This window comes from Pseudomonas sp. PDM19, from assembly GCF_014852215.1.
In the GTDB taxonomy this organism is placed as follows: Bacteria; Pseudomonadota; Gammaproteobacteria; order Pseudomonadales; family Pseudomonadaceae; genus Pseudomonas.
Map to the genome: position 1 here is coordinate 227,055 of NZ_JACVBG010000004.1, position 12,807 is coordinate 239,861.

The 12,807-nt window shown below is 64.1% G+C and carries 10 protein-coding genes; 2 read left to right on the forward strand and 8 right to left on the reverse strand.

Annotated elements, in window-relative coordinates:
• Window positions 1-49: 49 nt before the first annotated feature.
• A complete protein-coding gene (ilvD, locus tag IB273_RS23320) occupies window positions 50-1,888 on the reverse strand; it encodes a dihydroxy-acid dehydratase (protein WP_192225134.1) in 1,839 nt (612 codons plus the stop codon).
• Between the two features lie 376 nt (window positions 1,889-2,264).
• Between ilvD and IB273_RS23325 the strand changes: the two genes are divergently transcribed.
• The gene (locus IB273_RS23325; RefSeq protein WP_192225135.1) at window positions 2,265-2,594 is read left to right on the forward strand and encodes a hypothetical protein; all 330 of its coding nucleotides are present in this window, start codon (window positions 2,265-2,267) and stop codon (window positions 2,592-2,594) included.
• Window positions 2,595-2,757: 163 nt separating this feature from the next.
• Here IB273_RS23325 and IB273_RS23330 read toward each other — a convergent pair whose 3' ends face one another.
• Together IB273_RS23330 and IB273_RS23335 are read right to left on the reverse strand one after the other, a co-directional pair.
• Entirely contained in the window at window positions 2,758-3,954 is a 1,197-nt protein-coding gene (locus tag IB273_RS23330; protein WP_081515305.1) for a class I SAM-dependent rRNA methyltransferase, read from the reverse strand.
• An 88-nt stretch (window positions 3,955-4,042) separates the two neighbouring features.
• Window positions 4,043-4,582, reverse strand: a complete 540-nt coding sequence (locus IB273_RS23335; protein ID WP_192225136.1) for a type 1 glutamine amidotransferase domain-containing protein — start codon at window positions 4,580-4,582, stop codon at window positions 4,043-4,045.
• 193 nt (window positions 4,583-4,775) lie between these two features.
• On the opposite strand from IB273_RS23335, the gene IB273_RS23340 reads away from it, so the two are divergent.
• Entirely contained in the window at window positions 4,776-5,600 is an 825-nt protein-coding gene (locus tag IB273_RS23340; RefSeq protein WP_139791463.1) for an HDOD domain-containing protein, read from the forward strand.
• A gap of 128 nt (window positions 5,601-5,728) precedes the next feature.
• Here the strand turns inward: IB273_RS23340 and IB273_RS23345 are convergent, their stop codons facing one another.
• From IB273_RS23345 to arcD, 5 genes are all read right to left on the reverse strand, one after another.
• Window positions 5,729-7,627 (reverse strand): beta-ketoacyl synthase, encoded by a 1,899-nt coding sequence (locus tag IB273_RS23345; protein WP_192225137.1) that lies wholly within the window; start codon window positions 7,625-7,627, stop codon window positions 5,729-5,731.
• A gap of 255 nt (window positions 7,628-7,882) precedes the next feature.
• A complete protein-coding gene (gene arcC / locus IB273_RS23350; RefSeq protein WP_065086519.1) occupies window positions 7,883-8,815 on the reverse strand; it encodes a carbamate kinase in 933 nt (310 codons plus the stop codon).
• A 69-nt stretch (window positions 8,816-8,884) separates the two neighbouring features.
• Window positions 8,885-9,895, reverse strand: a complete 1,011-nt coding sequence (locus IB273_RS23355) for an ornithine carbamoyltransferase (protein ID WP_065086518.1) — start codon at window positions 9,893-9,895, stop codon at window positions 8,885-8,887.
• A gap of 140 nt (window positions 9,896-10,035) precedes the next feature.
• A complete protein-coding gene (gene arcA / locus IB273_RS23360) occupies window positions 10,036-11,292 on the reverse strand; it encodes an arginine deiminase (RefSeq protein WP_081515308.1) in 1,257 nt (418 codons plus the stop codon).
• Window positions 11,293-11,308: 16 nt separating this feature from the next.
• Window positions 11,309-12,760, reverse strand: coding sequence for an arginine-ornithine antiporter (gene arcD / locus IB273_RS23365; RefSeq protein ID WP_081515309.1), 1,452 nt, complete (start codon window positions 12,758-12,760; stop codon window positions 11,309-11,311).
• Window positions 12,761-12,807 lie beyond the last annotated feature (47 nt).

Here is a 12,807-nt window from a genome sequence, read left to right on the forward strand (position 1 = left end):
GCACAAAAAAGCCCGGCATTCGCCGGGCTTTTTCATGTCACCGCCAGACTCAACCGTCCAGCAGCGCCTTGTCGCGCACCGCGCCCTTGTCGGCGCTGGTGGCCAGCAGGGCGTAGGCTTTCAGTGCGGTGCTCACCTTGCGCGCGCGGGGCTGAGCTGGCTTCCAGCCCTTCTTGTCCTGCTCGGCGCGGCGGGCGGCCAGTTCATCATCGCTGACCAGCAGGTTGATACTGCGGTTGGGGATGTCGATCAGCACCTTGTCGCCGTCCTGTACCAGACCGATGGCGCCACCCGCGGCGGCTTCCGGCGAGGCGTGGCCGATGGACAGGCCCGAGGTGCCGCCGGAGAAGCGGCCGTCGGTGAGCAGGGCGCAGTCCTTGCCCAGGCCCTTGGACTTCAGGTAGCTGGTCGGGTACAGCATTTCCTGCATGCCCGGGCCGCCTTTCGGGCCTTCGTAGCGGATGATCACGATGTCGCCCGGCTTCACTTCGTCGGCGAGGATGCCCTTCACGGCGCCGTCCTGGCTTTCGAAGATCTTCGCGCGGCCTTCGAACACATGGATGGATTCGTCCACGCCAGCGGTCTTCACCACGCAACCATCGAGGGCGATGTTGCCGTACAGAACGGCCAGACCGCCTTCCTGGGAGTAGGCGTGCTCGACACTGCGGATGCAGCCTTCGGCGCGGTCGGCGTCGAGGGTGTCCCAGCGGGTGCTCTGGCTGAAGGCGACCTGGGTCGGGATGCCGGCGGGGCCGGCCTTGAAGAAGGTGTGGACCTTCTCGTCCTGGGTCTGGGTGATGTCCCACTCGGCGATGGCGTCGGCCATGCTCGGGCTGTGCACGGTCGGCACGTCGGTGTGCAGCAGGCCGCCACGGGCCAGCTCGCCGAGGATGGAGAAGATGCCACCGGCGCGGTGCACGTCTTCCATGTGGTACTTCTGGATGTTCGGTGCGACCTTGCACAGCTGCGGCACCTTGCGCGACAGGCGATCGATGTCGCGCAGGTCGAAGGCGATCTCCGCCTCCTGGGCGGCGGCCAGCAGGTGCAGGATGGTGTTGGTCGAACCGCCCATGGCGATGTCCAGGGTCATGGCGTTCTCGAACGCCTTGAAGCTGGCGACATTGCGCGGCAGCACGGACTCGTCGCCTTCGCCGTAGTAGCGCTGGCACAGTTCGACGGCCAGGCGGCCAGCGCGCAGGAACAGCTGCTCGCGGTCGGAGTGGGTGGCCAGGGTGGAACCGTTGCCCGGCAGGGAAAGCCCTAAGGCTTCGGTCAGGCAGTTCATCGAGTTGGCGGTGAACATGCCGGAGCAGGAGCCACAGGTCGGGCAGGCGCTGCGCTCGTACTCGGCGACCTTTTCGTCGGAGCAGGAGTCGTCTGCGGCAACGACCATGGCGTCGACCAGGTCCAGGCCGTGGCTGGCCAGCTTGGTCTTGCCAGCTTCCATCGGGCCGCCGGAGACGAACACCACCGGGATGTTCAGGCGCAGGGCGGCCATCAGCATGCCGGGGGTGATCTTGTCGCAGTTGGAGATGCAGACGATGGCGTCAGCGCAGTGGGCGTTGACCATGTATTCCACGGAGTCGGCGATGATCTCGCGCGACGGCAGGGAATAGAGCATGCCGTCATGGCCCATGGCGATGCCGTCGTCCACGGCGATGGTGTTGAATTCCTTGGCCACGCCGCCGTGTTTTTCGATCTCGCGGGCGACCAGCTGGCCCAGGTCCTTCAGGTGCACGTGGCCGGGCACGAACTGGGTGAAGGAGTTGGCGATGGCGATGATCGGCTTCTTGAAGTCTTCGTCCTTCATCCCGGTGGCGCGCCAGAGGGCACGGGCGCCGGCCATGTTGCGGCCGTGGGTGGAGGTTTTCGAGCGGTAATCGGGCATGACAGGTTCCTGCGCATCAGGTCACGGTGGGAGTCGATCCGGGTCTTCTGTGCGGCGGCGTACAGCGGGTAGGGCTGGCCGGCGAGACCTTGAGCAAACTCTAAGTCGTATCGTGAGCGCGGTACGCACCGGATGCAAACAGCAGATGGCCTTGCATGGGCGAGGTCGGCGCGGGGCTTGGCGGGGTCACCGCCTGCTCGGCCGGGGCTCACAGGCCCGCCGGGGGATAAATGGCAGGAATGCCCCGGATTCTACGCCGGCCCTTGCCGCCAGGGAAAGGCTGGCGGTCGGCACAAGGCATAGACTTTCGCCGCCCCGGCGTGGTCTGAATGGCCACTGGCGCTTTTCCCGTCCCGTTCGTTGAAGGAGCAACCCCATGAAAGTCACCCGCATCGCCCTGCTCGCCGCGCTGTTTGCCGGCAGTGTGCAGGCCTCGTCCGACGAAGCCTGGCAGGCGCAGGACAAGCAGCAGCGCGAAGCCTGCCTGGCGCTGAGTCATCTGCAGAACAAGAAGGTGCTGGGCTCGCCGGTGCTGTTCGATGACAGCGTGGGCTACACGGCGCTGATGATCGGCGGGCAATACCCTCAGAAAAAGAATGCTCAGAAGCACATGCAGGGCAAACCGGGCCTCGAGCTGTGCCTGTTCGAGCGCAAGACCGGCAACGCAGTGATCAGCGAGGCGGATTCGTTGATGCCGATGAAGTAATCGCAGGAGGGGATGGCGGATAAAGCGTCCCGCTTTATGCGCCCTACGCGGCTGCACACCGTAGGGCGCATAACGTCCTCGGCGTTATCCGCCATCCATTGCTGCATGAAAAACGGGGCGTTCCCCTGCGGAAACGCCCCGTTTTCTGGAGTGACGTGAAGCCTTAGCCGTTGGGCAGCAGGCGCACGGTCAGGCTCTTGATGTAGCGGGTTTCCGGGATCGCCAGGTGCACCGGGTGGTCCGGACCCTGACCGCCGCGCTCGAGCAACTGGATGTTGCGGTCCAGGTGGCGGGCGCTGCCCAGCAGGATGTTCTGCAGGTCGTCCTCGGGCAGGTGCATGGAGCAGGAGGCACTGACCAGCACGCCGTCCTTGGACAGCAGGCGCATGGCCTGTTCGTTGAGGCGGCGGTAGGCGGCCTCGCCGTTCTTCAGGTCCTTCTTGCGCTTGATGAAGGCGGGCGGGTCGGCAACGATCACGTCGAAGCGCTCGTCGGCGGCCTTCAGCTCGCGCAGGGCGTCGAATACGTCGCCTTCCACGCAGGCGACTTTCTCGGCGAGGCCGTTCAGCGTGGCGTTGCGCTCGACGCCGTCGAGGGCGAAGCCGGAGGCATCGACGCACATCACTTCGCTGGCGCCGAAGGCCGCGGCCTGGATGCCCCAGCCGCCGATGTAGCTGAACAGGTCGAGCACGCGCTTGCCCTGCACATAGGGCTGCAGGCGGGCGCGGTTCATGCGGTGGTCGTAGAACCAGCCGGTCTTCTGGCCGGCCAGCACTGGGGCTTCGAACTTCACGCCGTTCTCTTCCAGGGCGACCCATTCCGGGACTTCGCCGTAGGCGTTGGCGACATAGCGCTCCAGGCCTTCGGCGTCACGGGCGCTGGAATCGTTCTTCCACAGCACGGCGCTGGGCTTGAGCACCTGCAGCAGGGCGGCAAGCACGTCGTCGCGGTGTTTTTCCATGGTCGCCGAGGCGAGCTGGACCACCAGTACATCGCCGAAGCGGTCCACCACCAGGCCCGGCAGCAGGTCCGAGTCGCCGTAGACCAGGCGGTAGAAAGGCTTGTCGAACAGGCGGTCGCGCAGGCTCAGGGCGACGTTCAGGCGGTGAACCAGCAGGGATTTGTCGAGAACGTGCTTGGTATCGCGAGAAATCAGGCGGGCGCAGATGAGGTTGTTCGGGCTCATCGCGACGATGCCCAGCGGCTTGCCGTTGGCCATTTCCAGGATGGCCTGTTCGCCGGCGCCGAATCCGTTCAGCGGGGTGGCGGCGACGTCCACCTCGTTGCTGTAGACCCACAGGTGGCCGGCGCGCAGGCGGCGCTCGGCGTTGGCTTTCAGACGCAGGCTGGGCAGGGTCATGGGGGAGGGCTCCGGCAAAAAGAGCGGGATTATAGCGCAGCAGCGTGCGCCGCCGGAGCGCGGCGCACGGGCTTTTGATCGGCGGCTCTCAAGCGGCGAGGGTTTCGATCAGTTGCTTGCTGAAGGCGGGGATGTCGTCGGGCTTGCGACTGCTGATCAGCCCGCCATCGTTGACCACCTGTCGGTCGACCCAGTGGCCGCCGGCGTTGTTGATGTCGTCCTTGAGCGAGTTCCAGCTGGTCAGGGTCTTGCCCTTCACCAGACCGGCTGAGACCAGCAACCAGGCGCCATGGCAGATCACCGCGATGGGTTTGTCGGCCTCGGCGGCCTTCTGCACGATTTCCTGGGCCTTGGGCAGGTTGCGGATCTGGTCGGCGTTGATCACCCCGCCTGGCAGCAGCACGGCGTCGTACTCGTCGATGCGGGCGGTCTCGAAGGTGCCGTCGACCTTGAAACTGTCCGCCGGCTGGTCGTGGTTCCAGCCGCGCACCTTGTCCTTGCTGTCGGAGAGGATCTTCACCTTGGCACCCGCTTCCTTCAGGGCGTCGCGGGGGCCAGTCAGCTCCACCTGCTCGAAACCGTCGGTGACCAGGATGGCGATGGTCTTGCCTTTGAGTGTCTGGCTCATGTGGCTTGTCTCCCATTTCGTCCGCTTGGGTGTAAAGGTTCCGACACAGCCGCCGATGAAAGTTCAATCAAAAGCAGCACTTCCAGAAGCCCCGGCTCTGGGTAAACTGTGCGCCCCGTCAACTTTTCCCAGCGCGCCCATGTCTCAAGAACTCTCCGCCGAACAGATCCGTCAGGCCCTGCAGGGCATCAGCGTGCCGCCGCAGCCGCAGATCATGGTTGACCTGCAGATGGAGCAGTTCATGCCCAACCCGGACCTGAAGGCGATCGCCAAGCTGATCAGCCAGGACCCGGGGCTGTCCGGCGCGCTGCTGAAGCTGGTGAACTCGCCGTTCTTCGGCCTGGCCAATCGCATCACCTCGATCCAGCGCGCGGTGAACCTGCTGGGCAGCCGCTCGGTGATCAACCTGATCAACGCCCAGTCGATCAAGGGCGAGATGAGCGACGCGACCATCGTCACCCTCAATCGCTTCTGGGACACCGCCCAGGACGTGGCCATGAGCTGCCTGACGCTGGCCAAGCGCATCGGCTATGAGTCGGTGGACGAGGCTTACGCGCTGGGGCTGTTCCACAACTGCGGCATTCCGCTGATGCTCAAGCGCTTCCCGCACTACATGGCGGTGCTGGAGGAGGCCTATGCCAGCGCGAGCGACGAGCGCCGCGTGGTGGACACCGAGAACCGCGTGCTGAACACCAATCATGCGGTGGTCGGCTACTTCACCGCGCGCTCCTGGCGCCTGCCGGAGCACGTCTGCGAGGCCATCGCCAACCACCACAATGCGCTGTCTATCTTCAGCGAGGACAACTGCCGCGATACCCAGCTGAAGAACCTGCTGGCGATCCTCAAGATGGCCGAGCACATCTGCGGCTCTTACCGCGTGCTGGGCAACCAGGACGAGGACCACGAGTGGGAGAGCGTGCGCGCGCTGGTGCTGGATTACGTCGGGCTCAGCGAGTACGACTTTGAGAACCTCAAGGCGAGCATTCTCGAGTTGGGCGTGGGGCAGGGGACCTACTGAATCTGCCTGCGTCGAAGCCCCTGTAGGAGCGGGCCATGCCCGCGATCGCGCGCATGGCGCGCTCCTGCACTGCTACTGGATATGAAAAAGCCGGGCATCTGCCCGGCTTTTTCGTTCAACGTCGGCGATCAGTCGAGCATGTCGCTGAAACGTGCATCCTTCTTGTAGGCAATGGCCTGGCTGAAGCCGGGGACCTGGATGCCACGGTCGCTGATCTCGATGGCCTGCTCGTCGATCATGTCGTTGCCGAAGTTGTAAATGATGTCGAAACGGCCCTGGGTCGCGGCTTCGTCGTACTGCCGGGCGGCAGCGCGAGTGGCTTCGCGGCGGCCCTGGTAGTCGGCGAAGGCGGCGTCGCCGTGGCGCTTGCGCAGCATCTTCTCGGTGATGGCCGGGGACAGCAGCACGCCGGTGGCGTTGTTGCCGCCGAAGCCCTTGGAATTGATGAAGCAGACTTCCAGGTCGTCGCGGCGCACGTCGCTGCTGGACAGGGCGATGTGGTCCTTGAAGACGTCGTCGGCGAACTTGTCGACGGTCTTGATGCCGGGGATGACGCCGTAGCGGAAGGTGCCCAGGGCGGAGATCATCTGGTCGGCGCTGGCGGTGGCCAGGGAGTGGCCGACGAAGGCTTTCACCGCGGTGACCGGCCAGCCCTCGATGCCGAAGGCGGTGGCGACGCGGTCGAGGATTTCCGATTCGGTCACGCGGTTGGCCGGGGTGCTGGAACCGTGGGCGTGGACGAAGCTGTGCTGGCGCACGCTCTTCTCGCCGACGATCTGCGCGGCGGCGGCCACGGCCTTGGCCATGGTCAGGTAGTTGCCCGGACCGGGAGCGGAGATGGACTTCTTGAAGCCGTCGGCGTTGATGAACACGTCCGGCACCGAACCGTGGATGTCGGCACCCAGCTCCAGGGCCAGGGCGTCGTCCATCAGCACCACGTACTGCGCGGACTCGGCCAGGGAGAAGCCGCAGTTGTCGCCGAACGGGCGGCTGGCGCGGCGGAAGTCGACGTCATCGCGGCCTTCGATGTGGCGCAGGCCTTCTTCGGTGGCCAGCGCGCCCATGGCGGCGTAGCCCTCGATGATCTCGGAGGTGATCGGCGCTTCGGCGTTGCCGACGATGGCCACGCGGGCCTGGCCGGTGGTGATGACGTCGATGCCTTTCTGCAGGTTGTACAGGAAGGTGGCGCAGGCGCCGGTGACGCTACCGGTCATGCCGACGCTGCCCAGCACGTAGGCGTTGATGAAGTCGGTGGGCATGCTGTTGAAGCCCAGCGGCAGCTGCTTGGCCGACACGCGGTGGCCGCGCAGGCGCGACTGCAGCAGGCCGCCGAAGCCGTTCTCGTCCAGCTGGCTCATGATGCTGCTGGAGAACACGGCGATTTCGTCAGGCTGGACGGCGTTGCAGATGGTCTGCCAGTCGAGGCCGGTGGAGCGCACCGCGTCGGTGGCGGCGACCACGGACATCTGCAGGCCGCGCGGGTGGAAGCGCGAGTTGTACAGCTCACTCGGCTCGAAGCCGGTGGGCAGCTGGCCGGCGGATTTCACCGGCAGCGCGCGGTAACTGTCGACCTTGAATTCGCAGCTGTCGTGCAGGGTGACGCGGACTTCGCCGCCTTCGAGTTCTTCCACCGACCAGTTGGCCGGCAGCGGCTCGGGCAGTTGCTTGCGCAGGGTGGTAAAGGTCACCGGGCTGCCGGCGGCGCTGACGGTCAGGCTCTTGTGGCAGTGCGCGGCGTCGACGTCGAGGTATTGCAGCTCGATGCGGCGGATCAGGGTGGACTGGCGAATCTGCTGCTCGAAGCGCTGCTCGATGGCGGCCAGATCGAGGATGTTGCCGTCGGCGTCCTGGTACTGGCCGTCGACGACCTTGACCAGTTTCATCATGACCGCGAGACCGGCGAGGGTTTCCTGGCGGGCAGCGGGCTCCATGGATTCGAGGACGGTGCGGCGGAACCCATGGTGGAAGGAACTGCGGCCAGCCGCGTTATATCCACCAAAACCAACGATGACCGGTAGTCGAGACATCTCTCGGAAACTCCTTCAGCAAGTGCATCTTGCGCGCCGGACGACGGTGGCCCATGGCGGGGCGGCCCGGTGGCACAAAGCCAGGCGTGGCTTCTAGTGATTCGGAATGCTTTAGCTGACGAGGATGATGACCGCCGAGTCACGCTCGCGCCAGGATTTGTCGGAAGAAGGCGACGAGTTCCCGAGCGAATCCTGCAGGGCTCATGAATGAAAACGGGAGCCGCGAAGGGCTCCCGTTTTTTACCGCGGCAAATCTCAGCGGTATTCGATGCCAGCTTTCTTGGTGCTGACGCGAGTACCGGACTTGCCTTCGGTGATGGCGACGATGTTTTCCAGCGAGCCGATCACTGCGTCCTTGCCGGTCGCGCGGGCGAACTCGATGGCGGCCATGACCTTCGGACCCATGGAGCCGGCGGCGAAGCCTAAGCGTTCCAGTTCGTCCGGGTGGGCCTGGGCGATGCCTTTCTGGGTCGGTTTGCCCCAGTCGATGTAGGCCGCGTCCACGTCGGTGGCGATGATCAGGATGTCAGCCGACAGCTCCTGGGCCAGCAGCGAGGAGCAGAGGTCCTTGTCGATCACCGCCTCGACGCCGGAGAGTTTCTTGCCGGATTCGTCGTACATGGTCGGGATGCCGCCGCCGCCAGCGCAGATGACGATGGTGCCTTTCTCCAGCAGCCACTTGACCGGGCGGATCTCGAAGATGCGCTTCGGACGCGGGCTGGCCACGACGCGGCGGAACTTGTCACCGTCCGGGGCGATGCTCCAGCCTTTCTCCTTGGCGAGGGCTTCGGCCTCTTCCTTGGAGTAGACCGGGCCGATGGGCTTGGTCGGGTTCTTGAAGGCCGGGTCCTTGGAGTCGACCTCGACCTGGGTGAGCAGGGTGGCGAACGGTACTTCGAACGGCAGAAGGTTGCCCATTTCCTGTTCGATCATGTAGCCGATCATGCCTTCGGTCTCGGCGCCGAGAACGTCCAGCGGGTACGGGCTGACCTTCTCGTAGGCAGCGCCCTGCAGGGCCAGCAGGCCGACCTGCGGGCCGTTGCCGTGGGCGATCACCAGCTCGTTGCCGGGGGCAACCTTGGCGATCTGTTCGGCAGCGATCCGTACGTTGGTGCGCTGGTTGTCGGCAGTCATGGGCTCGCCACGACGCAGCAGGGCATTGCCGCCCAATGCGACGACGATACGCATATTCATTTCCTCCGAAAGAGTGGGAGCGCCCGGACCGGCGACCTTGTCGCGGTCCGGGGCTGTCCGGCATTACATGTCGGCGAGGGTCGAAACGAGGATTGCCTTGATGGTGTGCATGCGGTTTTCCGCCTGCTCGAAGGCAATGTTGTACGGGGATTCGAAGACGTCTTCGGTCACTTCGATGCCGTTCTTCAGGTTCGGGTACTTGGCGGCGATTTCCTTGCCGACCTTGGTCTCGCTGTTGTGGAAGGCGGGCAGGCAGTGCATGAACTTCACGCGCGGGTTGCCGGCGGCCTTCATCATGTCCATGTTGACCTGGTAGGGCAGCAGCTCGTTGATGCGTTCGCCCCAGGCTTCGACCGGCTCACCCATCGATACCCAGACGTCGGTGTGGATGAAGTCCACGCCCTTGACGGCTTCTTTCGGGTCTTCGGTGATGGTGATGCGGGCACCGCTTTCTTCAGCGAACTTCTTGCAGGCGGCGACGTGTTCGTCGGTCGGCCAGAGCTCCTTGGGAGCTGCGATGCGTACGTCCATGCCGAGCTTGGCGCCGATCAGCAGCAGGGAGTTACCCATGTTGTTGCGGGCGTCGCCCAGGTAGGCGTAGCTGATGTCGTGCAGCGGCTTGTCGCTGTGCTCGCGCATGGTCAGCACGTCGGCCAGCATCTGGGTCGGGTGGTACTCGTCGGTCAGGCCGTTGAACACCGGTACGCCAGCGAACTTCGCCAGTTCCTCGACGATTTCCTGCTTGAAGCCACGGTATTCGATGGCGTCGTACATGCGGCCCAGTACGCGGGCGGTGTCCTTCATCGATTCCTTGTGGCCGATCTGCGAGGAGTTCGGGTCGATGTAGGTGACGTTGGCGCCCTGGTCATAGGCGGCGACTTCGAAGGCGCAGCGGGTGCGGGTCGAGGTCTTTTCGAAGATCAGCGCAATGTTGTTGCCTTTCAGGTGTTGCTGCTCGGTACCGGTGTACTTGGCGCGCTTCAGGTCGCGGGACAGGTCGAGCAGATAGCGCAACTCGCGGGTGCTGTGGTGCATCAGGCTGAGCAGGTTGCGGTTGTGCATGTTGAAAGCCATGGTGTTTCTCCTTGTGGGATCCAATCTCGGCCCTCGTCAGTACAGCTCGTGGCTGGCGGGGCGGGCGGCCCTGGCAAGGGCCGCCTCGTGAGGTCAATGCGCTCTGGTTGAGGTAGTCGCGTTTATCGGGTGCCGATCGATCAGTAGTCGATCGGGTCGCGGATGATCGGGCAGGTCATGCAGTGACCGCCGCCACGGCCCCGGCCCAGTTCGCCGGCGCTGATGGTGATGACTTCCACGCCAGCCTTGCGCAGCAGGGTGTTGGTGTAGGTGTTGCGGTCATAACCCACCACCACGCCCGGTTCCAGGCAGACCACGTTGTTGCCGTCGTCCCACTGCTCGCGTTCGGCGGCGAAGCTGTTGCCGCCGGTTTCGACGACGCGCAGTTTCTTCAGGCCCAGGGACTCGGCGACGACGGTCATGAAGTCCTTGTCTTCGCGCTGGACGTTGATGCCGTAGGGGCTCTTCTCGTCCGGACGCAGGATGAAGGGAACGATCTCTTTCACCACTTCGGGGAAGACGGTGACCAGGTCGCGGTCGCAGAAGGTGAAGACGGTGTCCAGGTGCATCGCGGCGCGGGATTTCGGCAGGCCGGCGACGATGACTTTCTCGGCAGCGCCCTTGGCGAACAGTGCCTGGGCTACCTGGCCGATGGCCTGGCGGGAGGAGCGTTCGCCCATGCCGATCAGGACGACGCCATTGCCGATGGGCATCACGTCACCACCCTCGAGGGTGGACATGCCGTGGTCCTTGTCCGGATCGCCGTACCAGACTTCGTATTCGGCGTTGGTGAATTCCGGGTGGAACTTGTAGATGGCGGTGGTCAGCAGGGTTTCCTGACGTCGCGCCGGCCAGTACATCGGGTTCAGGGTCACACCGCCGTAGATCCAGCAGGTGGTGTCACGGGTGAACTGGGTGTTGGGCAGCGGCGGCAGCAGGAAGCTGGAGTGGCCCAGGTAGTCGCGGTACATCTTCAGCGCCTTGGCGCCTTCGCTTTCCGGGATGTCGTCGGAGGCCACGCCGCCGATGAGGAACTCGGCCAGTTTGCGCGGCTCCAGGCTTTCGAGCCAGGAGCGCAGCTCGAGGGTCAGGCCGAGGCCGACGCTGTCAGCGGTGATCTTGCGATCGAGGATCCACTTCAGGGCTTCGGGGTTGGCCACGATGTCGGTCAGCAGGTTGTGCATTTCCAGAACATCGATGCCGCGTTCGCGCATCTTGGTGACGAAATCGAAGTGGTCGCGCTTCGCCTGGTTCACCCAGATAACGTCGTCGAACAGCAACTCGTCGCAGTTGCTCGGGGTCAGGCGTTGATGGGCGAGTCCGGGCGAGCAGACCATCACTTTGCGTAGTTTGCCAGCTTCAGAATGGACGCCAAGTTTGGTTTTTTCCGTGCTCATGAGATGTCTCCAGGAGTTACAGAGTGAGGAAGCCGTCGTAGAGGCCATAGGCCGCGATCAGTGCACCGATCACGACAACCGCGAAGATGAGCTTCTCGACATTGGTGAAGATGGGTTGGCCCACTTCATGTTTCGCTTTGGCGAAGAGGATGACGCCGGGCGCGTACAGCAGCGCCGACAGCAGCAGGTACTTCAGGCCACCTGCGTAGATCAGCCACACCGCGTAGAGAACCGAGATACCGGCGATGATCAGGTCTTTGGTGCGGTCGGCCGAGTCGGTCTCGTAGGTCTCGCCCTTGACTGCCAGCAGCAGGCCGTAGGCCGCGGACCAGAAGTACGGGATCAGGATCATCGAGGTGGCCAGCAGCAGCATCTTGGTGTACGGGTCCATGCCACCGTCGGCGCTGCCGGAGGTGAAGAACACGATGACCAGGAAGACCTGCACGCAGATGTTGGTCAGCCAGAGGGCGTTGGCCGGCACCTGGTTGGCGTTCTCCTTGCGGAGGAACTCCGGCATGGTGTGGTCCTTGGCGGCGGCGAACATGATCTCGGCGCACAGCAGCACCCAGGAGAGCAGGGCACCCAGCAGGGAGATGAGCAGGCCGACGCTGATCAAGACCGCGCCCCAGTGGCCGACCACATGCTCCAGCACCAGCGCCATCGACGGGTTCTGCAGCTTGGCCAGTTCCGGCTGGGTCATCACGCCCATGGACAGCACGTTCACCAGTACCAGCAGCAGCAGGACGGTGATGAAGCCGATCACGGTGGCCTTACCGACGTCCGAACGTTTTTCCGCACGGGAGGAGAAGATGCTCGCGCCCTCGATGCCGATGAACACCCACACGGTGACCAGCATCATGTTGCGCACCTGGTTCATCACGCTGCCCAGGTCAGGATTGCTCTTGCCCCAGATGTCCGCGGTGAAGATGTCCAGCTTGAAGGCGAACAGGCAGATCAGGATGAACAGGAACAGCGGGACGATCTTCGCCACCGTGGTGATGGTGTTGATGAACGCCGCTTCCTTGATCCCGCGCAGTACCAGGAAGTGCAGGGCCCACAAGAGGATCGACGCGCAGACGATCGCCGCGACGGTGTCGCCCTTGCCGAAGATCGGGAAGAAGTAGCCCAGGGTGCTGAACAGCAGGAGGAAGTAACCGACGTTGCCGAGCCAGGCGCTGATCCAGTAACCCCAGGCCGAGGAGAAGCCCATGTAGTCACCGAAACCGGCCTTCGCGTAGGCGTACACACCACCGTCGAGTTGGGGTTTGCGGTTGGCCAGGGTCTGGAAGACGAATGCCAGGGTCAGCATGCCGACCGCGGTGATGGCCCAACCGATGAGGATCGCGCCGACGTCAGCGCTGGCGGCCATGTTTTGCGGGAGAGAGAAGATGCCCCCGCCAATCATCGAGCCGACAACAAGAGCCGTCAAAGCGCCTAGCTTTAGTTTTTGGCTGCTTTCTTGCGACATTTAAGAATCTCCCTATAGGAAGTTGGAGAGTGAGGCTATTTAGCGCC

Excerpts from the sequence above, each read along its gene's own strand:
- ilvD (WP_192225134.1), bottom strand. The coding sequence starts at position 1,888 with ATGCCCGATTACCGCTCGAAAACCTCCACCCACGGCCGCAACATGGCC.
- IB273_RS23325 (WP_192225135.1), top strand. The coding sequence starts at position 2,265 with ATGAAAGTCACCCGCATCGCCCTGCTCGCCGCGCTGTTTGCCGGCAGT.
- IB273_RS23330 (WP_081515305.1), bottom strand. The coding sequence starts at position 3,954 with ATGACCCTGCCCAGCCTGCGTCTGAAAGCCAACGCCGAGCGCCGCCTG.
- IB273_RS23335 (WP_192225136.1), bottom strand. The coding sequence starts at position 4,582 with ATGAGCCAGACACTCAAAGGCAAGACCATCGCCATCCTGGTCACCGAC.
- IB273_RS23345 (WP_192225137.1), bottom strand. The coding sequence starts at position 7,627 with ATGTCTCGACTACCGGTCATCGTTGGTTTTGGTGGATATAACGCGGCT.
- arcC (WP_065086519.1), bottom strand. The coding sequence starts at position 8,815 with ATGCGTATCGTCGTCGCATTGGGCGGCAATGCCCTGCTGCGTCGTGGC.
- IB273_RS23355 (WP_065086518.1), bottom strand. The coding sequence starts at position 9,895 with ATGGCTTTCAACATGCACAACCGCAACCTGCTCAGCCTGATGCACCAC.
- arcA (WP_081515308.1), bottom strand. The coding sequence starts at position 11,292 with ATGAGCACGGAAAAAACCAAACTTGGCGTCCATTCTGAAGCTGGCAAA.
- arcD (WP_081515309.1), bottom strand. The coding sequence starts at position 12,760 with ATGTCGCAAGAAAGCAGCCAAAAACTAAAGCTAGGCGCTTTGACGGCT.